The 24,850-nt window shown below is 60.4% G+C and carries 20 protein-coding genes and 1 pseudogene; 7 read left to right on the plus strand and 14 right to left on the minus strand.

The window, feature by feature from the left end; genetic code table 11:
• Positions 1-3 precede the first annotated feature (3 nt).
• A complete protein-coding gene (locus IB245_RS06810) occupies positions 4-1,161 on the minus strand; it encodes an efflux RND transporter periplasmic adaptor subunit (RefSeq protein WP_192227073.1) in 1,158 nt (385 codons plus the stop codon).
• A gap of 294 nt (positions 1,162-1,455) precedes the next feature.
• Between IB245_RS06810 and IB245_RS06815 the strand changes: the two genes are divergently transcribed.
• Together IB245_RS06815 and IB245_RS06820 are read left to right on the plus strand one after the other, a co-directional pair.
• Positions 1,456-2,157: a response regulator transcription factor gene (locus tag IB245_RS06815; RefSeq protein WP_008031130.1), complete on the plus strand. Its 702-nt coding sequence runs from the start codon at positions 1,456-1,458 to the stop codon at positions 2,155-2,157.
• Positions 2,158-2,161: 4 nt separating this feature from the next.
• Positions 2,162-3,463 carry an ATP-binding protein gene (locus IB245_RS06820; RefSeq protein WP_192227074.1) on the plus strand — a complete coding sequence of 434 codons (1,302 nt, stop codon included), beginning with the start codon at positions 2,162-2,164 and terminating at the stop codon, positions 3,461-3,463.
• A gap of 104 nt (positions 3,464-3,567) precedes the next feature.
• Here the strand turns inward: IB245_RS06820 and IB245_RS06825 are convergent, their stop codons facing one another.
• Genes IB245_RS06825 through IB245_RS06835 form a run of 3 tightly spaced genes read right to left on the minus strand, consistent with a single transcriptional unit; the run spans position 3,568 to position 5,406 of the window.
• Positions 3,568-4,335 carry an anti-sigma factor family protein gene (locus IB245_RS06825; protein ID WP_008036838.1) on the minus strand — a complete coding sequence of 256 codons (768 nt, stop codon included), beginning with the start codon at positions 4,333-4,335 and terminating at the stop codon, positions 3,568-3,570.
• Positions 4,332-4,829, minus strand: coding sequence for an RNA polymerase sigma factor (locus IB245_RS06830; protein WP_202949142.1), 498 nt, complete (start codon positions 4,827-4,829; stop codon positions 4,332-4,334). Before IB245_RS06830 ends, IB245_RS06825 begins: the two co-directional genes overlap by 4 nt.
• A gap of 46 nt (positions 4,830-4,875) precedes the next feature.
• Entirely contained in the window at positions 4,876-5,406 is a 531-nt protein-coding gene (locus IB245_RS06835) for a tetratricopeptide repeat protein (RefSeq protein WP_192227075.1), read from the minus strand.
• Positions 5,407-5,593: 187 nt separating this feature from the next.
• On the opposite strand from IB245_RS06835, the pseudogene IB245_RS06840 reads away from it, so the two are divergent.
• Positions 5,594-5,749 (plus strand): annotated as a pseudogene (locus IB245_RS06840) (SAM-dependent methyltransferase); the annotation flags it as partial.
• A gap of 51 nt (positions 5,750-5,800) precedes the next feature.
• Here IB245_RS06840 and IB245_RS06845 read toward each other — a convergent pair.
• The 6 genes from IB245_RS06845 to IB245_RS06870 all read right to left on the minus strand — a co-directional run bounded on the left by IB245_RS06845 (position 5,801) and on the right by IB245_RS06870 (position 12,965).
• Positions 5,801-6,754, minus strand: coding sequence for a D-2-hydroxyacid dehydrogenase family protein (locus tag IB245_RS06845; RefSeq protein ID WP_008036836.1), 954 nt, complete (start codon positions 6,752-6,754; stop codon positions 5,801-5,803).
• Positions 6,755-6,767: 13 nt separating this feature from the next.
• Entirely contained in the window at positions 6,768-7,790 is a 1,023-nt protein-coding gene (locus IB245_RS06850; protein ID WP_192227076.1) for an alpha/beta fold hydrolase, read from the minus strand.
• A gap of 83 nt (positions 7,791-7,873) precedes the next feature.
• Positions 7,874-8,308: a YqaA family protein gene (locus tag IB245_RS06855; protein ID WP_192227077.1), complete on the minus strand. Its 435-nt coding sequence runs from the start codon at positions 8,306-8,308 to the stop codon at positions 7,874-7,876.
• Positions 8,308-8,757: a DUF411 domain-containing protein gene (locus IB245_RS06860; protein ID WP_008036830.1), complete on the minus strand. Its 450-nt coding sequence runs from the start codon at positions 8,755-8,757 to the stop codon at positions 8,308-8,310. Before IB245_RS06860 ends, IB245_RS06855 begins: the two co-directional genes overlap by 1 nt.
• Positions 8,758-9,798: 1,041 nt before the next feature.
• Entirely contained in the window at positions 9,799-11,790 is a 1,992-nt protein-coding gene (locus tag IB245_RS06865; protein WP_192227078.1) for a methyl-accepting chemotaxis protein, read from the minus strand.
• Positions 11,791-11,969: 179 nt separating this feature from the next.
• Complete coding sequence (locus IB245_RS06870; RefSeq protein WP_192227079.1) at positions 11,970-12,965, minus strand: aldo/keto reductase; 996 nt, start codon at positions 12,963-12,965, stop codon at positions 11,970-11,972.
• A 118-nt stretch (positions 12,966-13,083) separates the two neighbouring features.
• Between IB245_RS06870 and IB245_RS06875 the strand changes: the two genes are divergently transcribed.
• The gene (locus IB245_RS06875; RefSeq protein WP_192227080.1) at positions 13,084-14,010 is read left to right on the plus strand and encodes a LysR family transcriptional regulator; all 927 of its coding nucleotides are present in this window, start codon (positions 13,084-13,086) and stop codon (positions 14,008-14,010) included.
• 6 nt (positions 14,011-14,016) lie between these two features.
• On the opposite strand, the gene IB245_RS06880 is transcribed toward IB245_RS06875, so the two are convergent.
• Positions 14,017-14,157, minus strand: a complete 141-nt coding sequence (locus IB245_RS06880; RefSeq protein WP_008024803.1) for a hypothetical protein — start codon at positions 14,155-14,157, stop codon at positions 14,017-14,019.
• Positions 14,158-14,339: 182 nt separating this feature from the next.
• On the opposite strand from IB245_RS06880, the gene IB245_RS06885 reads away from it, so the two are divergent.
• A complete protein-coding gene (locus IB245_RS06885) occupies positions 14,340-14,528 on the plus strand; it encodes a hypothetical protein (RefSeq protein ID WP_008024801.1) in 189 nt (62 codons plus the stop codon).
• 19 nt (positions 14,529-14,547) lie between these two features.
• On the opposite strand, the gene IB245_RS06890 is transcribed toward IB245_RS06885, so the two are convergent.
• Positions 14,548-14,919: a fe2+ zn2+ uptake regulation protein gene (locus IB245_RS06890; protein ID WP_192227081.1), complete on the minus strand. Its 372-nt coding sequence runs from the start codon at positions 14,917-14,919 to the stop codon at positions 14,548-14,550.
• Positions 14,920-15,232: 313 nt separating this feature from the next.
• Here IB245_RS06890 and IB245_RS06895 point away from each other — a divergent pair, with 313 nt between their 5' ends.
• Positions 15,233-17,581 carry an acylase gene (locus tag IB245_RS06895; RefSeq protein WP_192227082.1) on the plus strand — a complete coding sequence of 783 codons (2,349 nt, stop codon included), beginning with the start codon at positions 15,233-15,235 and terminating at the stop codon, positions 17,579-17,581.
• Between the two features lie 55 nt (positions 17,582-17,636).
• Here IB245_RS06895 and IB245_RS06900 read toward each other — a convergent pair whose 3' ends face one another.
• Complete coding sequence (locus IB245_RS06900) at positions 17,637-18,638, minus strand: FecR family protein (protein ID WP_192227083.1); 1,002 nt, start codon at positions 18,636-18,638, stop codon at positions 17,637-17,639.
• A 97-nt stretch (positions 18,639-18,735) separates the two neighbouring features.
• A complete protein-coding gene (locus IB245_RS06905; protein ID WP_192227084.1) occupies positions 18,736-23,592 on the minus strand; it encodes a dermonecrotic toxin domain-containing protein in 4,857 nt (1,618 codons plus the stop codon).
• Between the two features lie 183 nt (positions 23,593-23,775).
• Between IB245_RS06905 and IB245_RS06910 the strand changes: the two genes are divergently transcribed.
• A complete protein-coding gene (locus tag IB245_RS06910) occupies positions 23,776-24,816 on the plus strand; it encodes an Ldh family oxidoreductase (RefSeq protein WP_192227085.1) in 1,041 nt (346 codons plus the stop codon).
• The last annotated feature ends 34 nt before the right edge of the window (positions 24,817-24,850 follow it).

Here is a 24,850-nt window from a genome sequence, read left to right on the forward strand (position 1 = left end):
TGCTTACTGACCAGAAACCTGGGCAAGTGGAAGAGGGGAGTCGTCGATCTGTACTTTCTCGCCGGGCTTGGCGTGTTGCAGGCCTTCGATGACGATGCGGTCGCCGGACTTGAGGCCTGCAGTGACGATCCAGCGATCGTTTTGCACGGCGCCCAGCTCTACGGTTTGCTGGCCGACGCGCAGTTCCGCATCGAGCACCAGCACCTGCGCAACACCCGCGCTGTCGCGTTGAATGGCGCGTTGCGGCACGCTGATGCCTTGCTGGTTCACCGCTTGTTCCAGGCGCACCCGCACGAAGCTGCCCGGCAGCAAGTCGAGGTCCGGGTTGGGAAACTCGCTGCGCAGGATGATCTGGCCGGTGCCCGGATCGACGGTGATGTCGGTGAACAGCAGCTTGCCCGGCAGCGGATAGAGGCTGCCGTCGTCCTGAATCAGCGTGGCTTTGGCCTGACCCTGACCCACTTCCTGCAACTGACCGGAACGGAAGGCGCGGCGCAGGTCGTTGAGTTCGCGGGTCGACTGGGTGAGGTCGGCATGAATCGGGTTCAACTGCTGGATCAATGCCAGCGGCGTGGTTTCGTTCTGCCCGACCAATGCGCCTTCGGTGACGAGTGCGCGGCCGATGCGCCCGGAAATGGGGGCGGTGACGGTGGCGTACCCGAGATTCAACTTCGCTCGATCCACGGCGGCTTTATTGGCCGCGACTTCAGCGGCGGTTTGCCGTACGGCGGCCCGGGCGTTGTCGTAATCCTGGCCGCTGATGGCATTGCCTTCGATCAACTGGGCGTAGCGCTGTTCTTGCAGCCTGGCCTGGTAGGCGTTGGCCTCGGCCTTGCGCAGCGAGGCTTCGGCGCTGTCCAGGTCAGCCTTGAACGGTGCCGGATCGATGCGGAAAAGCACATCGCCTTTTTTCACGTCGCTGCCTTCGTGGAAGGCGCGTTGCAACACCACGCCGGCGACACGGGCGCGCACTTCGGCAATCCGTGGCGCGGCGATCCGTCCGCTCAATTCGCTGGTGATCGACAGGGGCCGCGGTTTGATGGTCTCGATGCGCACGGTGGCCAACGGCGCCTGCTCTTCAGCGCTCGTGGATTTGTCACACGCGCTCAGCGTCAACGCCAGGGCAAGCAGGCTGAGCTTGGCAAGCAGGTTCTTCGACATGTAAATACCCCAATAATGAACTCCCGCATCCTACGGGGAGGCGACGAGGGTAGCGGTGAAGCTTTGTTGGTGCTGTGTGAAATTGTGTAATGGTTTTGCTCAGGCGCGGGTGAGGGCGTATATCCTTCACGGCTTGAAATTTATTGCGCCTGTCAGGCCGCCTTCGCGGGCAAGCCTCGCTCCTACAGGATTTGTGTCGTCCGCGAAATCCATGACCGACAACAATCCCTGTAGGAGCGAGGCTTGCCCGCGAAGAGGCCTGAACAGCCGCCACTGCACTCTCTGGAAACACCCATGCCCAACATCCTCCTGGTCGAAGACGACACCGCGCTCTCCGAGTTGATTTCCAGCTACCTGGAACGCAACGGCTACTCCGTCAGCGTGATCAGCCGCGGCGACCACGTGCGCGAGCGTGCGCGGGTCAATCCGCCGGACCTGGTGATCCTCGACCTGATGTTGCCGGGCCTCGACGGCCTGCAAGTCTGTCGCTTGTTGCGCGCGGATTCGGCCACGCTGCCGATCCTGATGCTCACTGCCCGCGACGACAGCCACGATCAGGTGCTGGGCCTGGAAATGGGCGCCGATGACTACGTCACCAAACCCTGCGAACCCCGCGTGTTGCTGGCCCGCGTTCGTACGCTGTTGCGCCGCAGCAGCCTCAGCGAACCGCAGACTGCCAACGACCGCATCCTCATGGGCAATTTGTGCATCGACCTGTCCGAACGCACCGTGACCTGGCGTGAACAACTGGTCGAGCTGTCCAGCGGCGAATACAACTTGCTGGTGGTGCTGGCCCGGCATGCCGGCGAAGTGTTGAGCCGCGACCAGATTCTGCAACGCCTGCGCGGCATCGAATTCAACGGCACCGACCGCTCGGTGGACGTGGCGATTTCCAAACTGCGACGCAAGTTCGACGACCACGCCGGCGAGGCGCGCAAGATCAAGACTGTTTGGGGCAAGGGTTACCTGTTCAGCCGTTCCGAGTGGGAATGCTGAGGCGATGTTCAGAATCCTCTTTCGCCTGTACCTGGTGACGATCATTTCGTACAGCGCGGCGATCTATCTGGTGCCGGACGTGGTGATCAAGGTCTTCCAGGAGCGCTTTGTCACCTACAACCTCGATTACTCGCGCGGGTTGCAGTCGCTGATCGTCAAACAGTTTCACGCCGTGCCCGAAACGCAGTGGCCGGCGTTGGCGGCGGAGATGGACAAGGAGTTCAACCCGCTGCACATCGTCCTCAGCCGCAATGACGATGACGGCCTGACCCTGACGGAACAGAAACGTTTGCAGCGTGGCGAGAATGTCGTGCGCATCGGCGACTGGGGCTGGCGCACGCTGGCGGTGGCACCGTTGAACTCGCAAACCGTCGTGCAAATGGTCGTGCCGCCGGACCCGCTGGACGTGAATTTGCTGTACTGGAGCATCAACGTGCTGATCGGCGCGACCATGCTCGCGTGCCTGTTGCTGTGGCTGCGCCCGCACTGGCGCGACCTGGAGCGGCTCAAAGGCACGGCTGAACGCTTCGGCAAGGGGCATTTGAGCGAGCGCACCCAGATCCCCACCCACTCCAACATCGGCAGCCTGGCCAACGTTTTCGACACCATGGCCGGCGATATCGAAAACCTGCTGAACCAGCAGCGGGATTTGCTCAACGCGGTTTCTCACGAGTTGCGCACACCGCTGACCCGCCTGGATTTTGGCCTCGCGCTGGCACTGTCCGACGATTTGCCGGCTGCCAGTCGGGAGCGCCTGCAAGGGCTGGTCGCGCACATTCGTGAACTGGATGAGTTGGTGCTGGAGCTGCTGTCCTATAGCCGCTTGCAAAATCCGGCCCGGCTACCGGAACAGGTGGAAGTGTCGCTGGATGAGTTCATCGACAGCATTCTGGGCAGTGTCGATGAGGAGCTGGAATCCCCTGAAATCGTGATCGACGTGCTGCTTCACGGCCAGCTCGAACGCTTCACACTCGATCCTCGGCTGACTGCCCGGGCGATTCAGAACCTGCTGCGCAACGCGATGCGCTACTGCGAGAAGCGTATTCAGATCGGGGTTCAGGTCTGTGCCAAGGGGTGTGAAATCTGGGTCGATGACGACGGGATCGGCATTCCCGATGACGAACGCGAGCGGATTTTCGAGCCGTTTTATCGACTGGATCGCAGTCGCGATCGGGCGACGGGTGGCTTTGGCCTGGGATTGGCGATCAGTCGGCGGGCGCTGGAGGCACAGGGCGGCACGCTCACCGTCGAACCGTCTCCGCTGGGCGGCGCACGGTTCCGTTTGTGGTTACCGGTCCCGGCCTGATGACCGCCGCAAAACCTGTGTAGGAGCCGGCTTGCCGGCGATGGCGTCCTTGAATTCAACGCAATGTCTGATGGCCCCATCGCCAGCAAGCCGGCTCCTACAGGTCACGCGCTTAGCCGACTGCGCAACACCTTCGCCATCTCCTCCAGCTCCGACGCCGGGTTGTGCCCGATCAGCATCCACGCATGTTCCATGTCCGCCCAATACACCACGTTCATTCCGTGCCGACGCTCGTGGGCGAAGTGGCGACTGCCGCTGTTTGAGCGGGTGACGCACAACGCCATGGGGCCGTGCGCCGGGTCCAGATACGTAATCTGGGCGATGGGCATGCCGTCGTATTCGAGGATTTGTGCGCGTTTGAGCTCAACGCGTGGCAGGCTCAATTGAGCCGGCAAAAGGCGCAGCCCCAGGCGTGCGTCGATGGTGTGCAATTGCGCGCGTTGAGTGGCTTCGTCGCTGGGCAAGTGTTCCAGGGTTTGCGGCACGTACATCGACATGTAGTCCGCCACCAGCCCTCGCCAGCTGGATTTGTGCTGGCTCGCCTGCCAGCCAAGGAACAACCGGTCCGCGAGCACGCCGCTCAACACCAGGCCGGCTGCCGCCGCGAGGAACCGGCGCCGATTTATCGCCGGCCGGGCAGGCGAGGGCAAGGTGTCGAGCATCGCTTGCAGGCGGTCCACGGGCGCCTGTTGCGCCAGTTCGTCGTAGGCGGCCTTGAACGGCAGGCTGCTGCGGGCCAGCCATTGAAGGCGCAGGTTGAGCATCGAGTCTTCGGCGATGACTGCGTCGATGCGGCTGCGCTGATCGCTATCGAGTTGGTCGTCGAGGTAGGCCACCAGTTGCTCGTCCGTAGGCATCGTGTGATCGTTCATCGACGTTCTCCTGTGGAAGGGTTCGACACCGCGTGCAAGGGCGGGTACTCGGCCAGTTTCGCCCGCGCCGCGGCCAGGCGGCTCATGACCGTGCCGATGGGCACGTCCAGGACTTCGGCGACTTCGCGATAGGACAGGCCCTCCACGTAGGCCAGAAATACCGTTTCGCGTTGCGCTTCAGGCAGCGCATCGACGCGCCGAATCACCTGCGTGGCGAGCACGTGGGTTTGCGCGGCGTATTCACCGTCGAACGACAAGGCGTTGTCGGCATCCACCAGCCCCTGGCCCTGACGCACCCGGCGCGAGCGCACTTCGTTGAGCCAGATCGAATGCAGAATGCTCAGCAGCCAGCGGTCCAGGCGGCTGCCGGGGACAAATTGCCCGGCACACTCCAGCGCCCGCACGCAGGTGGCCTGCACCAGGTCTTCGGCGACATGCCGCTGCCGGGACAGCAGCAGGCCGTAGCGCCATAAGCGCGCCAGGTGCTGGCCCAGCTCTGCCCGTATTGCCTGATCGCTGGCGATGGCGACCTCCGTCCTGTCAGGTTTTCGATGAATCGTTAATGGCTTCAGCCAGGTCCCGGTATTCCTCGCAGGTGCTGCCGCAGATCGATTTTATCTGCTGCAACTGCTCCTGGGCGAGATCCAGCCGACCCTTGATCACATACGCCTCGCCGAGGTACTCGCGGACTTGCGCGTATTGCGGGTCGAGTTTGACCGATTGCAGGTAGTAACCGATGCCCTCGTCGGTGCGCCCCAGTTTACGCGTAGCGTAGCCGCGATAGTTGAGCGCCTTGGCGGTGTCGGGTTCTTTCAGCGTGTCGAGCAGTGCCAGGGCTTCCTCGTAGCGACCGTCCTTTGCCAACCGATAGGCGTAATCGGTGCGGTCGGCATCGGATACCTCGCCGCTGGTCTGCCTCACGCATTTTTGCGACCTGGAGTCGAAGACCTGGCCTTTCGGGCAGTTGGGCCTGGCCGGTGCGTCATCTTCACCATTGGCCAATGCAAGGGTAGCGGACAACGCAAAGGCGAGCAGTAGCTGAACGGTAAAAACAGTAAGACGGGTATTCATGGATGATCTCCACTGGTTTATTCGTTTCAGTTCAACCACGCCCCGGCAACATGCACGCAAGGTGTTATCCCGCAGGCCGAAATGATGAGTCTTCGCTGTCATGAACACCGCAGGGTGAACAATTATTCATTTCTTTCTGGCGGTCTTTTCGAGGCACGCGCGCACAGGTTCGTGGTGGATCTGGGTGTCCACTAGTTTTGTCGCGGCTTTATCCGCGCAGGAGCGGGTGAAGGTGGATGGGCAAATTCGCGGGCTGATCGCCGCAGAGCCCGAATTGCGGGGCAAGGATGTGGTGACGGTGCCTTATGTGACGGCGGCGTTTGTCGCGGTGAGGGCCAGTTAGATTTGTAGTGCGTTCATCGCCGGTTGGCCGGCGATGAACGATGACCGGGTATCAGCTGAGCAACCGGATCGGCTCTCCAGCTGACCAGGCCTGAATGTCCTCGATCATTTGCGAAAAGAACTGATGGTAGTTCTGCTGGCTGACGTACCCGACATGCGGCGTCGCCAGCACATTCTCCAGCGTCCTGAACGGGTGATGAGCCGGCAAGGGTTCCTGCTCGAACACGTCCAGCGCCGCACCGGCCAGCCGTCGTTTTTGCAACGCCTTGATCAGCGCCGCCTCATCGACAATCGGCCCGCGAGCCGTGTTGACCAGCAGTGCGGTGGGTTTCATCCAGTCCAGCGCCTGCGCGTCGACCAAGCCGCGACTGCGGTCGCTGAGCACCAGATGCACCGACAACACGTCGGCCTGTTCGAACAACGCCTGCTTGCTGACGTAGGTCACGCCCACTTCGGCGGCGCGTTCGGCTGTGAGGTTTTCGCTCCAGGCGATCACCCGCATGCCGAACACCTGGCCGAACTGGGCGACTCGCTGGCCAATGCTGCCCAAACCGAGAATCGCCAGGGTCTTGCCGTGCAGGTCGCCACCCAGCCCTTGTTGCCATTTACCTGCACGCAGGGCGTTGGCTTCCACGACCAGGTTGCGGGTGGCGGCCATGATCAGCGCCCAGGTCAGTTCCGGCGCGGCGTGTTTGTAACTGTCGGTGCCGCTGACCTGAATGCCAAGCGCGGCAGCGGCTTTCAGGTCGAGGGCAGCGTTGCGCATGCCGCCGGTGACCAGCAGTTTGAGGGTCGGTAGCCGACGCAACAGGTCTTCATCGAACCGTGTGCGCTCGCGCATTACGCAGATCACTTCAAACCCGGCCAGCCGTGCTGCCAGCGTTTCGTTATCCGCCGGGTAGTCATGGATGAAACTCACCTGGCCGATGGCGTCCAGTGCCGACCAGTCAACCACCTGCCGCGCCACATCCTGCCAGTCATCGAGTACCGCAATCTGCACAGCCATCCGCCTTACCTCATCAATGAACGGGGTTGGAATTGTTCAGCCAGGCGAGCAGGGCCTGGTGGAATTTTGCCGGTTCTTCCATTTGCGGCGCGTGGCCCATGCCGGGGAATTCAACCAGCGTCGAGTGAGGAATCAGTTTCGCCACCTGTTTGCCGAGTACGTCGTAGTGACCGATTTTCGCTTTGACCTCGGGTGAGGCGATGTCCTTGTTGATGGCCGTGGAGTCGGCAGTGCCGATCAGCAACAGCGTCGGCACCTTCAGGTCCTTGAATTCGTAGTACACCGGCTGGGTGAAGATCATGTCGTAAATCAGTGCCGAGTTCCACGCCACCCGGGTTTTGCCCGGGCCTTTGGCCATACCTGCGTACATGTCTACCCAGCGGTCGAATTCGGGTTTCCAGCGGCCGTCGTAATAAGTGTTGCGCTGATAGTCGTGAATGCCTTGCGCCGTCACCTTGAGCTCACGCTCGTACCATTGATCCACCGTGCGATACGGCACGCCGAGGGCTTTCCAGTCTTCAAGACCGATTGGGTTGACCATCGCCAGTTGTTCGACCTGCTCGGGATATTGCAGCGCATAGCGGGTGGCGAGCATGCCGCCCGTGGAATGCCCGAGCAGGCTGGCTTTCTGGATGCCGAGGGCTTTGAGCAGTTGTTGGGTGTTGGCCGCCAGTTGCTGGAAGCTGTACTGATAATTGTCCGGCTTGCTGGAGGTGCAGAAACCGATCTGGTCCGGCGCGATGACCCGGTAACCGGCGTCGCTCAAGGCCTTGATCGACGTGTCCCAGGTTGCGCCGCAGAAATTCTTGCCATGCATCAGCACGATGCTGCGCCCGTTCGCCTTGCCGTGCGCGGCGACGTCCATGTAGCCCATTTGCAGGGATTGGCCCTGGGATTCAAAGGCGAAATGCTTGAGCGTATAGGGGTATTCGAAGCCTTGCAGTTCGGGGCCATATTCCGGGCCGTCGGCCGCGATGGCCGGCAGTGCGGCGGTCAGCAGCAGGCTCGGTAGCCAGCGGGAGCGTGCGAGGGGCATGGGGAACTCCAGAGGAAATCGGCGATGCTGGATCGGCATGATTAGGGCGGCATTAAGCACAGGCCATCGCGGCGGGTGATGGTTCAACCGATCCAGCCCAGAGTCGCCAGGGCCAGCACGCCGTAACGGGCGCCTTTGGCGAGCGTCACGATCAGCAGGAAGCGCCCCAGCGGTTCGCGCATGACGCCGGCGACCAGCGTCAGGGGATCACCGATGACAGGCACCCAACTCAACAGCAACGACCAATGACCGTAGCGCTGATAATGAATGCGGGCCTTGTCCAGATGGCGTGGGCTGACCGGAAACCAGCGCCGGTCGCGAAACCGCTCGATACCGCGACCCAACCACCAGTTCAGCAGCGAGCCGAGCACGTTGCCCAGCGTCGCAACTGCCAGCAGCGACCAGAGCCAGTACTGCTCGCTGAGCAACAGCCCCACCAGGACCGCTTCGGACTGCAACGGCAGCAGGGTCGCCGCACCGAATGCGGCGAAAAACAGCCCGATGTACGCCGCAGACATCAATGGGCGGCGGGGTAGTCCGCCACCACCACGTCAGCGCCGTCCTTTTTCAGGCCGATCACCTGATAGGCGTCGCTCATGCCGTCCATTTCCATGCCGGGCGAACCCATCGGCATGCCGGGCGCGGCCACGCCCAATAGATCGTCACGCTTGGTCAAGGCCAGCACCTGATCGGCCGGGACATGGCCTTCGACGAATTTGCCATTGATCAAACCGGTGTGGCAGGACGCCAGGCGTGGCGGCACGCCGTGCTGTTGCTTGAATTCGCTCATGTTGGCTTCGACGTGATCCTCGACCTTGAAGCCATTGGCCTCCAGGTGGCTGATCCACTTTTTGCAGCAGCCGCAGTTGGCGTCGCGGTGGACCTCGATGGGGATGAGGTCGGCGGCCTGGGCCAGGGACGAAATGAACAGGGCGCTCAGGGCGACCAGACGCAGATGGGTTCGCATGGAGGGATCTCGACTCGGATGGCGGTCAAAAAAGAGGCATTTTGACTACTTTAGCCGGTTAAGAGCGACGAGATTGTTTCGAATTAATGCTGGGGTTGTGGGGGATTCTGGGTTGCACGGGTTTTGGTTGGTGTACATATCCATTGGATTGGTGATGGCTGATATGGGTTTCGCCCTTACGGCGAGTCACTTGGAGAAGCGCCAAGTAACCAAGCGCTTTTGCCCCTTTCGTTCGGTGCCTCGCTGTGGCTCGGCATGCCCTCGCTCCGGTCCTGCTCCGTGGGCCCGCCGCGATCGGCCATCCCTGGCCGTGCGCGGCTAACCCGGCATCCATGCCGGGTTGCCCACTGCGCAGAACCTGCGCTCGGCCTCTCGAGGGGGCGTGCACCTCAAAAGCCAGATCAAAAGCTGAAGGCGAGCTAACGCTCGGCCTGATGAGTGGTGAAGATCAAAAGCAAACGCCAATCCTTGTAGGAGCCGGCTTGCTGGCGATGGCGGTGGGTCATCCAGCATATTTGTTGACTGGACGGATGCCATCGCCAGCAAGCCGGCTCCTACAGTTGATCGTATTTATCCAAATGCATATGCATTTCCCTTGTAGGAGCCAGCTTGCTGGCGATGGACGTCAACGATAACGCGGGCTGTCTGAATGAACGCGTTGTCCGGTCGTTTTTCGCGGGCAAGCCTCGCTCCTACAGGGAATCGTGTGTGCTTTTGATTTCCACCACTCATCAGGCCGAGCGTTAGCTCGCCTTCCGCTTTTGATCTGAGCGCCCCCTCGAGAGGCCGAGTGGAGGTTCTGCGTAGTGGGCAACCCGGCATGGATGCCGGGTTAGCCGCCCCCGGCCATGGATGGCCGATGGCGGCGGGCCCACGGAGCAGGACCGGAGCGAGGGCATGCCGAGCCTAGGCGAGGCACCGAACGAAAGGGGCAAGAGCCCTTGGTTACTTGGGGCTTTTCCAAGTGACTCGCCGTAAGGGCGAAACCCATATCAGCCATCACCAAAACAATGGATATGTACACAAAAGCCTTACAGCTAATCAGCGGACCTTGAACCGCCCCATGATCGCGCTGACACGTGAGTTGGCTTCCAGCAACTGCCGGGTATTGAGCTCACTGGCCTGACCGCTCTTCACCAGTTCATCCACCATGTGGCGGATCTGCACCATGCTGCGGTTGATCTCCTCCGTCACCGCACTTTGCTGTTCGGCGGCGGTGGCGATCTGAGTGCTGAGGCTATTGATGTGGCTGACGGAACCGGCCATTTCGTCCAGCCCGGTGTTGACCCGCGCCGTGGCATCGGCCGCTGACTGGCAGCTGGCCTGGGTGTTTTCCATGGCGCTGACCGACGAACTGACGCCTTGGGTCAGGCGCGTGAGCATCTCGTTGATTTCCGAGGTGCTGGCCTGGGTGCGGGCGGCGAGGGCGCGGACTTCGTCGGCCACCACCGCAAAACCGCGACCTTGCTCGCCGGCACGCGCCGCTTCAATGGCCGCGTTAAGGGCCAGCAGGTTGGTCTGGCCGGCGATGGCGCCGATCACCCCGAGGATTTCGGTAATGCGCTGGGCGTCCTGCTGCATGCTTTCGACTTTATGGGTGGCGCTGGCCACTTCGTCGATCAACGCAATCACACTGCTGGACGCTTCACCCACCACGACCCGCGAACGGTCGGCGTTTTCGTTGGCGCGTTGAGTGAACGCGGCGGTTTCAGCCGCGTTCTGCGCCACGCTTTCGGCGGTCGAGCTCATTTCGGTAATGGCGGTGACGGTCTGGTCGGTTTCCGAAGCGTGGCGCACCAGAATCTGGCTGGTATGCGCAGAGGTGCGTTGCAGGTTGTCGAGGCTGGAGGCCATGGCGCCCGTGGCCTGGGTGACTTCGCCGATCATGTTTTGCAGGTAAGCGATGAACGCGTTGACCGAGTGGCCAATGGCGCCCAGCTCGTCTTCGGCACGAATGGTGATGCGTTTGGTCAGGTCGGCGTCACCGGCGGACAGCGCGTCGATATTGGCCTTCAGGGCTTTCATGCGCTGGATCAGTTGGCGGATCGCATAGATTTGCAGCAGCACCAGCAGGATCACCATCGGGATTTGCAGCAGGCTCAGTGTGCTGAGCACATCGTCGCGCTGCGCGGTGATCAGCTTGGTCGGCAGGGCGGTGGCGAGGAACCACGGCGTGCCTTCGATAGGGCGCATGAAGAAGGTGCTGGCTTCGCCTTTGTTGTCGAACTCGACGCGCTGCGCCTGATCACGGTTTTGCAGGCTGGCCTTCACTTGGTTGGCGAAAGGTGAGTTGCCGGCCAGTTCGCTGATGTTCTTCAGTACGATCGGTCCGCTGATGCGCGAGCTGTTGCTGATGATCTTGCCGTCGGCCTCGACGATGAGCATTTCGGCACCGAGGTCTTTTTCCTTGCGCGCCACCAGGTCGTTGAAGAAGCCCAGGGTCACGTCGATGGTCGACACGCCGTAGGCTGCGCCGTTTTTCTGGATCGCCATGGCGCAGTTGGTGCGCGGCTCGGCGCTGGCGTCATCTTTATAGGCCGCTGCCCAGGCGCATTGCCCGCGTGGGGTTTGCATGCCGCCCTTGTACCAACTCTGGTCGTAATAGTTGGGTGCGGCGTCGCTGTTCCAGAAGGTATTGACCGCCAGTTTGCCCGAGGCATCGCGATGCCAGAACGTGCTGAACTTGTTGCGCCCCGCTTCACGCTGGCCGGGCAGGGGCCAGATGCCGCCACCGAAGACTTTCAGTTCGCCGTACTGATCGACCAGGCCCGGCAGGACCGTGTCGATGGCGGCGCTGTCGAGCAGGGGGATGGTCTGGGTGATGCTGCGCTGTTGCGACTGAACCTTGTTCAGTTCGCCCTGGATTTGTTCGGCGACTTCGGCGATGCGATTGAGCGCGACTTGTTCTTCAGTGTGGCGCAGCTTTGGCGCGACCAGTTGGCTGATGCCAACCACGGTGAGAATGGACAGCAGCAGAATGAACAGGACCAGAAACAGCGTGTAGCGAGCCTGAATAGTGCGGAATGCGGGCATGGGGCCGGGTCCTTTTGAGCAGCGATCTTATTGTGGGTATCGGTATGAAACTGGACGCTTCAAAGGGCTATCGGCTGGCTCAAGTTGAGCTTTAGGTACGATCGTGCAAGAACGGAGGGAGGTGACGGACGGCGGGATTGCGCCGGCCCGTTCAGGCAATTGAACGGGCCGGACGCAGGTTAACGGTCGAGCAACTTCAGGATTTCTTCCGGGTAACGCAAGCCGGCGGTGGCATTCGCCGGGAAGATCGCTTCCAGCGCGTGCAACTCTTCGCGGCCAAGTTTGATTTCCAGCGCTGCCACGTTTTCTTCCAGGTATTTACGCTGTTTGGTCCCGGGGATCGGGATCACGTAATCACCCTGGGCCAGCACCCACGCCAATGCGAGTTGACCCGCCGTCACGCCTTTTTCCGCCGCCAGGTCCTGCACTTGCCGCACCAGCAGCAGGTTTTTCGCGAAGTTGTCACCCTGAAAACGCGGGCTGAACCGACGGTAGTCGTCCGCCGCAAAATCGTCCGGGCTTTTCAGTGCGCCCGTCAGAAAGCCCCGACCCAGCGGGCTGTAAGGGACAAAGGCAATGCCCAGTCGCTGGCACGCGGCCAGGCAGCCGTTGTCTTCCTGATCCCGGCTCCATAACGAATACTCGCTTTGCAGCGCGCTGATCGGATGAACCTGGTGCGCCCGCTCCAGCGTTGCGGCCGAGGCTTCGCTCAAGCCCAGGTAACGCACCTTGCCGGCCTTGACCAGTTCGGCCATGGCGCCGACGGTTTCCTCGATGGCCACTTGCGGGTCGATGCGGTGCTGGTAGTACAAGTCGAGGGTTTCGACGCCGAGCCGCTTGAGGGTGCCGTCGATAGAGGCGCGGATGTATTCCGGGCGTCCGTCGACCCCTCGGGCGGTCGGGTTCGCCGGATCGCGGACGATGCCGAACTTGCTCGCCAGGAACACTTGATCACGCTTGCCGGCGATGGCTTTGCCGATCAGTTCTTCGTTGGTGTGCGGGCCGTACATGTCGGCGGTGTCGAGCAGGTTGATGCCCAGCTCCAGCGCGCGATGCAGGGTGGCCGTGGCTTCCCGGGTGTCCGTGCCGGTGGTGTAGAAATCGGTCATGCCCATGCAGCCCAGACCGATCGCGCTGACCTGCGGACCGTTTTTACCCAATTGACGTGTTTGCATGAAATCAGCTCCCTGTGAATGTGGATCCCATTGTTAACCTCGACAGAATCCAGATAAACCAGCTAAAACTGCTATCACTATTAGTAATTTCTAAATAATCAGCCGGTACGACAGCACAATGGATCGATTCAACGCCATGCGCGTATTCACCCGGATCGTCGAGCTGGGAGGCTTTGCCAAAGCGGCAGACAGCCTGCAATTGCCCCGCGCCTCGGTGACCATTCTGATCAAACAGCTGGAGGCGCATCTGGGCGTGCAGTTGCTGCAACGCACCACGCGGCAGATCAGCCTGACGCTCGACGGCGCGGCCTACTACCCGCGTTGCGTGCGTTTGCTGGCGGATCTGGAGGAAACCGAAGCGGTGTTCTCCGCCGCGCGTCACAACCCCAAGGGTTTGTTGCGCGTGGACATGCCGGCGGGGGTGGGGCGCCTGATCGTGATCCCGGCCTTGCCGCAGTTCACGGCCCGCTATCCCTTGATCGAGCTGGAAATCGGTTTGAATGACCGGCCCGTGGACCTGATTCGCGAGGGCGTCGATTGCGTGCTCCGGGGCGGCTCGTCACTGGACGACTCTCTAGTGGCGCGACCGCTGGTCATGCTGGATCAGGTCACCTGCGCCAGCCCCGGTTATCTGCAACGCCACGGAACGCCGCAGTGCCTGGCCGATCTGGAGGGGCATGAAATGGTGGAGTACGTTTCCAGTCACAGCGGCAAACGTTTCGGGCTGGAGTTTGTGGTCGATGGCCAGATACAACCGATCAATCTGCCCAAGCATGTGGCAGTCAACAGCGCCGACGGTTATCTGGCGGCGTGTGAGGCGGGGTATGGATTGGTCCAGACCCCGTACTATCACGTAGCCAGGCAATTGAAGGAGGGCAATCTGGTCGAGGTGCTGAGGGAGGTGCCGCCACCGGGGATGCCGTTGGCGGCGCTCTATCCTCCTCACCGTCAGCTGTCGCGGCGGGTACGGGTGTTTGTCGACTGGATGGTTGAGCTTTGCGCGCAGCCGGGAAATGGCTTTGTCAAAGAGCATTCAGGCCGCTGAAAAATCCTAACGGTGTTGGTAGTAACCCGGTCCGCCACGGCCGTCGTAATGGTGGCCGCCGTGCCATCCGCCGTGGGGGAAAATAATGCAGCCGCTCAGGGAAAGTATGGCCAGCAGGGGAATCAGCAGTGTGATTCGACGGAACATTTCAAAATCCTCATGGTTATCGCCGCTATGCAGCCAAAAGGCTTCATCGGCTGTAACATGAGACCCCGTTTGCAGCGCCCCATCCCCGGAAAACGGTAGTGGCTTGGCATGCATTCGGATACAAACCCGATACATTTTCAGGTTCGCCTTACGTTTTAGCTTTTTGTTTAAGGAAAAGGGCAATGACCCAGTCGCAACGTTTGAAATACTCGATTCTGATCTCCCTGGTGGTGCTGGGGATCATGTTTGGCCTTTCGTATTTGCAGAATGCCGGGGTCATCAGCGAAAAACTGTTCCAGTACATCGCTATTGGCGTGGCGGTGATCGTGGTGGTGATCAATGGCGTGATGCGTCGCAAGGTCAAGCCCTGAGCGACGCACCACGAGCAGGTTATTCGCCGTGCAATGCGGCGAACGCCTGCGGGTGCAAGCTGTAGCTTTTGTCCGGGTTCAGGGTGATCACGCCTTCGCTGCACAAGCGTTTCAACACTTCGCGCACACTGAGAAAGGACAGCGGAATATCCAGGTCCAGCAGGTGACTGTGGACGCCGCGCACACCCAGGCTGCGATCGCTTTCGGCGGCGGTCAGCAAGGCGTCGATGACTTTCAGGCGGATCAGGCTGGTGCGCAGGCCGAAGCTCTTGAGCAGTACCCGGATCCGTTCGTTGCTGTGTCGTTCAGTACGCGGATTGAACAGGCCCGAGCCCATGGAAGTGCCCATTGGCGCAGTGCTACCGTCCGTTGGCAGTTGCGAGTTGTACATGCAAAATCTCCTTTTCAGAGCCTGAACCGGAAAGATGTGTTGGGTGCTCTTACTCAATAAGACGTACGAGCCACCCAAATCATGAAGGATCAGATGTAGAAATTTTGTTGCCATCACGTCAGAAGCTTGTAAACCCCCGCAGAAACGCCCTCCAGTGGCCTAAATTTTTGTCATGGATTTCGTTCCTGTAGGAGCGAGGCTTGCCCGCGAAGAGGGGGGATCAGTCAACACTTATGTTGGCCAGGACTCCTTCTTCGCGGGCAAGCCTCGCTCCTACAAGGGCTATTTGCGTGCATTTGGATCAGGAGCGAGTGTGATTATTACCAGGCAGTTAACCCGATTGAGCCTTGCCGCCGTGTTGGTGGGCTTGAGTCTTGCGGCACACGCGCGCAGCCAGCCGGATGCTTCGGCGACGGCCGATATCCGCCGGACCAGCTTCGGCGTGCCGCACATTCGTGCCGACAACGAACGTGGCCTCGGCTATGGCATCGGCTACGCGTACGCGCAGGACAATCTGTGCCTGCTGGCCAATGAGATCACCACGGTGAACGGCGAGCGTTCACGTTATTTCGGCCCGGAGCAGTTCACGGTCGAAGAGCGCGAAAATCAGGTCAGCGACGTGTTTTTCAACTGGTTGAATACGCCGCAAGCCGTCGCTGCGTTCTGGCAGGCGCAAACGCCGGAAGTCCGCGACCTCATTGAAGGGTATGTGGCCGGTTACAACCGCTCGCTGGCGGAACGTCGCGCGCAAGGTTTGCCGCAGCAATGCCAGGGCGAATGGGTGCGGGACATCACCGCGCAGGACCTGGTCAAGTTGACGCGGCGCCTGTTGGTCGAAGGCGGCGTCGGGCAGTTTGCCGAAGCGCTGGCCGGTGCCACGCCGCCCAAAGCGGTCGCGCAGAATACGCAGGCCTCGGTGCAGTTCCAGCTAGCCGCTGCGCGCATTCAACGCTTCGCGCTGGATCGCGGCAGCAACGCAGTCGCGGTGGGCAGTGAGCGTTCCTTCAATGGCCGTGGCATGTTGTTGGCCAATCCGCATTTTCCATGGGTCGGCGGGATGCGCTTCTATCAGATGCACCTGACCATCCCCGGTAAACTCGATGTGATGGGCGCCGCGCTGCCCGGTCTGCCGATGATCAACATCGGCTTCAATCAACACCTGGCCTGGACCCACACCGTGGACTCGTCCAAGCATTTCACCCTGTATCGCCTGCAACTCGATCCGAAGGACCCGACCCGCTATTTGCTCGACGGCAAGTCGCTGCCGATGAAGCAGCAGACCGTGACCGTGAAGGTGAAACAGCCTGACGGGCAGACCCGGTCGGTCTCTCGCGTGGTCTACAGCTCGCAATTCGGCCCGATCGTGCAATGGCCGGGAAAACTGGATTGGGATAACCAGTTCGCCTACAGCCTGCGCGATGCCAACCTCGATAACGACCGGGTGTTGCAGCAGTGGTACGCGATGAATCGTGCGGTCAGCCTCAAGGAGTTGCAGGCATCGGTTCACAAGATCCAGGGCATCCCGTGGGTCAACACCCTGGCGGCGGACGATCAGGGGCAGACGCTGTACATGAACCTGTCGGTGGTGCCGAACGTCAGTGTCGACAAACTGGCCGCGTGCAGCGATCCACGGGCCGGGTTGCAGATGATCGTGCTCGACGGTTCCAACAGCGCCTGTGCCTGGGACATCGACCCGGCGGCGGCGCAAAAAGGCATTTATGCCTCGGACACATTACCGCAGCTGTTGCGCAAGGACTTTGTGCAGCACTCCAACGATTCGGCGTGGATGGCCAACCCGGCACAACCGCTCACCGGTTTCTCGCCACTGATCAGCCAGGACAGCCAGCCGTTGGGCCTGCGCTCACGTTTTGCCCTGGATCGCCTGGCCACACTGAACAAGACTGGCCCGATTGCCGCGGCCGATCTGCAACAGATGGTGATGGACGATCAGGTGTACCAGGCGACTCAAGTGATGCCTGATTTGTTGAAATTCTGCGCTGAAGACCTGGGCGCCGACGCGCAGACGCTCACACCGCTGTGTGCCAGTCTGAAAGCCTGGGACCGCAGCGCGAATCTGGACAGCGGCGTGGGATTCGTACATTTCCAGAATGTCATGGAAGCGCTGCAGGAAGCACCCGATGTCTGGCGTGTGGTGTTTGATCCGAAAGACCCGCAACACACGCCTCGCGGCCTGGCGGTCGAGCGGGTGGACGTTGCCAAGGCTGTGCGCGAGGCGATGCTGGCGTCGGTGGAATCGGTCAACGCGTCGGGGCTCAAGACGGACAGCCGCTGGGGCGATATCCAGGTGGTCAGCAGCGGTGGCCAGCAGACGCCGATTCACGGCGGACCGGGCACCCTGGGCGTGTATAACGCGATTCAGAGCGTGCCGAGAACCGACGGCAAACGCGAAGTGGTCAGTGGCACCAGCTATTTGCAAGTGGTGACGTTCGACGACAAGGGACCGCAGGCCAAAGGGCTGTTGGCGTTTTCGTTGTCCAGCGACCCGGCCTCAAAGCACGCCAATGACCAGACGTTGGCCTTCTCGAAGAAACAGTTGAGTGTGTTGCCGTTCACCGAACAGCAGATCACTTCGGACCCGCAATACCAGGCACAGACAATTCGCGAGCAGGATGAAAAAGCCGCGAAGGTGGCCAAACAGTAAATCGAACAGTGTTTGCGTTCAGAAAGAAGGCCGCACCCCGCAAGGGTTGCGGCCTTCAGCTTTTAGGCGGTTGCTGCGGCATGGAGTTGAGGACCGGATTGCCGTCCTTGTTGCGGGTCAGGTAGACCGGCAGCACCTTGGGCAGCGTCGCCACAAGGCTGTTGAGTTCCTTGATGTTGTAGATGCCACCGAGGCGGATTGAGCCGGTGCTGCTGTCGGCTACCATCACCGGGGTGTTCAGGTAGCGATTGATCAATGGCAGGGCTTCGGACAACGCCAGGTTATCGAGCACCAGTTTGCCGTGACGCCAGGCCAGCGAGCTGTCGTTAGCGTAGGTCTGGCTGATTTGCGGCGTGAAGTCGCCGTGTTTGTAGCGCGCCTGCATCGATGGCTCAAGCCGCAGGCCATCACCTGGCAGGTCATTGTTGCTGCTGACCAGAACCGAACCTTCGATCAGGTTGACGCGCACCTGATCCTCGTACATCCAGACATTGAACTGGGTGCCGGTGACCCGGATTCTGCCTTCTGCCGCCCGAACGATAAACGGGTGGTTCGTGTCGTGGCTGACTTTGAAGAAGGCTTCGCCTTTTTCCAGACTGACGCGGCGCTGATCCTTGTAATTGCTGTAGGTCAGCTCGGTGCCAAGGTTCAGTTCGACCTGGCTGCCATCGCTCAGTGTGACCTGGCGGACCGTATTGCTGGCTTCGAAATGCTGGTACGAGTTGGGAATCCAGCCCAGGCTCCACCCGCTAAAAGCCGCCAGCGGTAACGCTAGGGCACACACGGCGGCAGCGATGCCGAACGTGCGCCAGGGCGTTGTGGGTTGGAGGCGAGCGACGGGCATGACGGCTTCGGGACGAGGTAAATCTCCCGCGACATCCCAAATCTCCAGCATGGCCTCGTACTCGAACGCATGCAGTGGATCAGCGTCAAGCCACTGCTCGAATGCTTGCCGCTCCTCGGCCGTGCAGTCGGTGGCGTGCAGACGCATGCACCAGTGCGCAGCGGCATCGGTGATGGCGTCATATTGGGCTTGCGAGAGAGGGGTGTCGGTCATTGACTCATCCTGATTTCCTGCATTCTAACCTTGAGGGCAGTCTGCGAGAACAGCCGTCATGGCATTTACCCATCAAACGGCTGTTTATTTTCTGGACTCAAGGTGTATTGACGTGTAACTCGCGGCCGAGATGACTGATTAACCAGGCCACGCTGTCGGCATTTCCAAGTTGTACCGCCAGCCGGGTCAGTGAGTTCCTTTTGAAGGTCTCGCGAGCACCGCTCAGGTTGTCTGCACCGGTCAACGTCAAAAGTTGGGCTTTTACCCGGTCAGTGTTTTCATAAGTCGTACTTCCCGGGTCTTCCCACACGCCGGTGTCGGCATCCTGGGTCATGAACAATTGTGTGTAAGGTGTCTTGATCGACAGTGCGGTGTCCTGAGCATCGGTCAATGCATTCTTGAGATCAGTGGCGGTCGCGCTGGCCGTGCCGATCAGGTCGGTGAAAGGTCTGCCAGGGTCAAGGTAGGAAATGTCCTCGGTATTACAAACAAGGTGTGATAGCTCATGCAGGAGCGTTATCGCCTGGGCATGCGTGTGGATCGGGAAGGCCGTGTCGGTAAGATATTGGCGATAATGCTCGAAACCGGGATCGAAGAATTTTTCCGCCAGATAGATTTTCTTCTCGGTGTCATTCGGGACGGTGAGGCCGAATGTACTGTCGGCGCCATCGTTTACCCGGCCGACGACAAAACGATCGGACTTGGCTTTTCTGAGCGTAGGGTCCAACAACGCGGTAAACATGTCGCCCACGACCTTTTCAAGTTTCTCGACATGCGCCGGCAACACCTCAGGCACTTCAATGAAACGCTTGATGAGTTGATGCACGGGGGTGTCCGTGTCGTTGGTGTTCTTCAGCAACTGCAGGTTTCGAAAGCTGTTCCAGGCATAGCTCGTTGCCTGGTCAAGCGCCTGGTCGATCTGCCGAGCCTTGTGCGGGTAAAAACGTCGTATCTGTCGCATTCCATGGGCGTCGATGTTCATGCCGTCCCAAGCCGCTGCCAGAGTATCCAGCCGACGGAGAAGGCCGAACTGCGGCGTCGGTGTATCCCGGTCGAGCACCCATTGTTTCGATTCGTTTTGCCGTAGATAAGGGCCAAGCGTCTTTGTGTCGGCGATGCGCCAGTGGGTGCCGCGTTTGGTCACCGGAAACACTTTGCCTTCCACCGGCCCGTAAAGTTGCTTGGTCGTCGGGTGCGCGTAGAGCCCGGGTGTTGAGTCAGGCTTGAGCGAACCCAGGTCGACGTGGAGGCTTTCATGACGCTTCAAGCCTGTGCGCTCGGGGGCGGTGACCTTGATGTCCTGCCATTTGCAGCGGGCATCGGTTTTTTCCGGTGTCGGTGCGGCTGGCGTGGAAGTCGGCGGTGCGTGAGTGTCCAGCGATTGGCGCAACGAAGCGAGTTGAGCAATGCCGCTGATGAATTCCCTGATAGCCGCACCCCATTTGTGCGTTTGCAGGTGTTCGGCGGATTTTTTGATGTCAAGGTAGCTGTGGTACACCGTGACAGGGTAGGCGAGCTTGCCCATGAAAAATGAATACGCCTCGTACAGGTCCTCGCCCAGAACGTGCTTGATTGTTGCCCATGCACTCTGCTTTTTGTCATCGGACTGAAAACCGAGCAACCGGCTCAACAACGCGGCATTGTCATTGAACAAGTGCCCGAACAGGTGCCCCTTGATCGGGTTGGACGCCAGCTTGACGTCGGCATCGGTATTGTCCGTTGCCACGGGTGCGGCTCTTGTAGCCCGGTTGCTGCGCGTTGCCATTCGGGTTTCCAGCATTATCCGCTCAGAATTCTCCAGGTTCATGAGCACCCAATCGAACAGTGCGCCGCGGGTCTTCAGTTCTGCCAGCAGCTGGGTTTTGCTTTGGTATTCCTTGATCCCGTGCCGTGGACTGTGAGGGGCGACAAGCACCTGCGGCGCCGTGCTGTCGGCCGATGAGCCGATCAGATAGACGCCCGGCACTTTGACGGTTTGTCCGATCCTGACACCGAGGAACTCCAGGGGCCGGATGATCGCGTGGGCGCCATCGACGGCTGCACGGGCGATGGCGTCTGGCATGTCCATGACCTGGCGGATCAGATCGAACCCGGTTTCGCTCAGGCGCTCCTGCAGTTTTTCCGCGTGGGCGTGGTGCATCAGTTGCCAGGGCAGTTGCGTGTAAAAGCGCTGCCTGCGATCCGCGTTTGCCACGGTGTCTGCAAGGGCCGCGCTGAGTATTTTTTGCTGATGCTCACCCGGTTTCAGGTTGCGTATCAGGTCTTTGATGTAGCGTTCGTCCATGCCCTCCGGAATGACCGTGGTGTCCAGCGACGTCAGTTTGAGCGAGACAGTGTCCAGATCCTTGAGGTGCGCCAGCGCAAAATCGGTCAGGGTCTGTTTGCTGGACGCAGACCAGGGGCTGGCGCTGATCTCGACCTGGACCTTGTCCGGATTGATGTTGAACGTGTCGGCCTTGAGTTGTTTTTCCAGTTCATGGTGGGTGGTTTGCTTCAATGATCGGATGCCGGTGAGGTAATCCTCGTCATCTTTGACGTTGTTCAGGTATTGCTGAAGCAGTTCGCCATGCAGGATCAGCTCTTTGATCGGCGCCTTGGCCAGCCAGGCCGGCAGTTTTTGCTGGGTGATCAGGGACTGGGCGATGTCGGTCGCACGACTTAGCCCGGTCATCGGCTCACGCAGGGCCACCAGATTCAGCAGACTGGCCCGCGGCGCGGGGGAGCGCGGGGTGGTCAGCGCGCGGGTAATGGAGCTCTGGTCCAGATCAACAAAGGGCCTTTGCACACTGTCGAGAAAATGCCCATGGACCTGTTGCAGTGGCGCCAGTGTGTAGGCCCTGTCTGGCAATCGCTCGCTACGGCCAAGGTTTTCCAGAAGCATGGAACGATGATTCTTGTCTTTAAGGCGTCGTTCGAGCTCTTCCTTTAGCGGCGTCAGTGCCTTGAAGGCTTCAAATCCCAGTGCCGGCGTCCACAGAATGGCCTTGCCTGAGTGCAGCGGATCCAGGCCGCCCCGTTCAGTCAGGACAAAACAGCTGGCCAGTTTCAGTGGGGTTGCCGCGGTGCCGGCCTTCAACGCCAGGGAAAAGACCTCCGGTAAAAAGCCGTTTAATGCCGCTCGGTCCGCGCTTGTAGGCGTATCGAGCACGGTTTTGATGATCGCCTGTTCCGCCGCACCCAGGGTGCGTGAGACGGCGCGAAGCTTCAATTCACTGCGCAGTGCCGTTGACAGTGTGTGGGTAAAACTCGATTTCAAACCTGCCAATGATGAACTGACGAGGCTTTGCGCCGCGGCGAACGTGCGGGTTGTTGTGGGAATGACCGGGTGTTTTTCAAGGACTTGATCAAGCGCCTGTTCGACCGAGCTCAGCAGCGACAGTTCCTGTTTGGCCGACTCGGCGCGCACGGTGGCCGGCCGCGCATTCACGCCATGGTCCGGTCGAGTGCTCCAGCGTCCCACGGCTTCAGGCAGCAGCAAGCGGGGATCGATCAATGCCCGGACGTCCAGGGCATTGTCGAGCAAGGCGTGAGGGTCCAGCGTGCCTTCGCTTTCACGGTAACGGCTCAAGGCATGGCTGAGGTTTTGCCGTTGTTTATCAATGATGTCAGTCATCACGCTTGCAAACACCGGGCCGACGATGGGTTCACCGACGATCACCCGATCGTTCAGTACCAGTCCAAGAAACGTGCAGCGTTCGTTCAATGACATGAACTTGAGCAGCGTGTCTTCATGCTCTGCGCTGTTGAGCATTTGCAGGGCGATTTTTTTCACTGCTGGCAGGTTGCTTGTGGCCTCGATGCCGCGGGACGGGCTGTACAGGAAACCCAGCGTGTTCGCGCCGCCGATCATCAAGGTCGAGGCAAGCTCTGCGAATTGTTTGAAGGGGGCGGTGAACCGCACTTTTTCGATGCGAAGGGGATCGACCGTGGCCGGGGGGAGGCTGACATTCATCAGTCGCAGGTATTGCTCTGTCGTCAAAGTGCCCTGCTGGTGCTGGTTTAACAGCCTTGCGTGAAAAGTGTCTTGCAGGCCCTCGGTGAAAAAAGCCCGGCGCGACAAGCCATTGCTCATGAGCGAGTCCCAGAAGGTCTCGAGCAGGCTGTGCAGGTGAGGTGTAAAACCTTGCGCGATTTTTTTTACCGCGCTTTCCCAGGTCTGGTTGTCGGCATTGCTGCCGGTGGCGTGCTCGGGATGGGTAAACACCCTGGAGGCGCCCGTCGGCCACTGATTCGTCAGGTAAAAATGCAGGAGGGCCTCGCTCAGTGACATCGTTGCAATCCCATGGGGCGTTCCACGTTGATCAAACGCAGAACCCGTACTGACAAAACTGTTCAGCCGCGTCAGACGCTGGTCCAGCTCGGGGAATGGCTTGGACAACGCGTGCTTGAGGACCTCGTCCAGCATTGATTGCAAGGTGGGCATCTTGACCAACTCGTCCGCCATCGCCTTGAGGTTTTGTTCCTGCTGTTGCTTGAGCGTGAGTTCCTGGTCTTCGAATACTGCACCTTCGATTTCGTGAGTGGAGATATCGAGTGCAGCGGCGGCGGCCAAGGGCAGGCGTTGTTCGATGGAGTGGAAGCGCAACAGCTCACTTTTTTCAGTGGCCTGTGCCAGCCATTCTTTGAGTTTGTTTTTGAGGTCGGCCATGCCCGCGAATTTGATCAAGCCTTTGCACGGTGTGAAGAGCGTGACCGCGCCATTATCGGGTCGGCTCATGGCAAAGGCGCCGGCCAAAGGAATGCCGGCCTTGCCGGGCAAAGACAGCAGCAGCTGGAAGGCCTGCATCGGTTTTTCATGGGTTTTGCGGGCTGCCTGGGTCGGCTTGTAAACCGTGTTCAACCAGTTCAGATCGTCCAGGGTAAAGCCCAGCGCGGTTTCCCGTTCGCCGAGTAACCCGGCAGTGGATGCAGCCAAGGCTTCGTCAAAAAAATACGGCAGTGCAGGTGTCGTCATGATGTTTCCTCGATGGGCTGCGGCGGCGTTCAGCGCAGCTCGTTGGGTCGAGGGGCAACAATAGGGGGCGGGAAAAGGCGGGGTGCGGTACATATTGCTTGCGCGAGAGACTTGACAGGAAGCCGGTAAAAAAGCGCTTAATCGACCTGTCGCCCGCCTCTAAAAATAACACTGGAGCTTCAGATGACCGCTTCGCCTGAAATGGCAGTCAGTTCGGCCAACTCAACCCTGGATTTTGATTCTCTCGTCCTTTTGCTCGAACGCATTTTCGTTCGTCACGGCACCTCCGCCGAAGTCGCCAGGGCACTGGCCCTCAACTGCGCCGGTGCCGAACGTGATGGCGCCCACAGTCATGGCGTGTTCCGCATTCCCGGTTACGTGTCGACGCTGAAAAGCGGCTGGGTCAATGGCCTGGCCGTGCCGGTGGTTGAAGACGTGGCGTCGGGTTTTGTCCGGGTCGACGCCGGCAATGGCTTCGCCCAACCGGCGCTCGCCGCCGCACGCGCCTTGCTGGTAGAGAAGGCCCGCAGCGCCGGGATCGCGGTGTTGGCGATTCGCAATTCCCATCACTTCGCGGCGTTGTGGCCGGACGTCGAGCCGTTCGCCTATGAAGGGCTGGTGGCGTTGAGCGTGGTCAACAGCATGACCTGCGTGGTGCCGCACGGTGCCGATCGCCCGCTGTTCGGTACCAACCCGATTGCCTTCGCCGCCCCGCGCGCGGACGGCGATCCAATTGTCTTCGACCTGGCCACCAGCGCCATCGCCCATGGCGATGTGCAGATCGCCGCACGCAAGGGTGAGCGCTTGCCCGCGGGCATGGGCGTGGACGGTCTCGGTCAGCCGACCCAGGACCCGAAAGCGATTCTGGAAGGTGGGGCGTTGCTGCCGTTTGGCGGGCATAAAGGTTCGGCGTTGTCGATGATGGTGGAGCTGTTGGCGGCGGCGTTGACCGGCGGCAATTTCTCCTTCGAATTCGACTGGAAAAACCACCCTGGTGCCAAGACGCCATGGACCGGCCAACTGTTGATCGTGATCGATCCGAGCAAGGCCGCCGGGCAGAGCTTTGCCGAGCGCAGTCAGGAACTGGTGCGGCAGATGCACGGTGTGGGGCTCAAACGGTTGCCGGGTGATCGCCGCCATCATCAGCGCGCCAAGTCCAACGCTGATGGTATTCAGCTGGATGCGGATACGCTGGCGAATCTACGCGAACTAGCCGGTCTCTAAAGCAGGAACAGAGTTGGCCGAACTCTAACGTCGA

The sequence above is a fragment of the Pseudomonas sp. PDM02 genome, assembly GCF_014852285.1.
GTDB classification, from domain to species: domain Bacteria; phylum Pseudomonadota; class Gammaproteobacteria; order Pseudomonadales; family Pseudomonadaceae; genus Aquipseudomonas; species Aquipseudomonas migulae.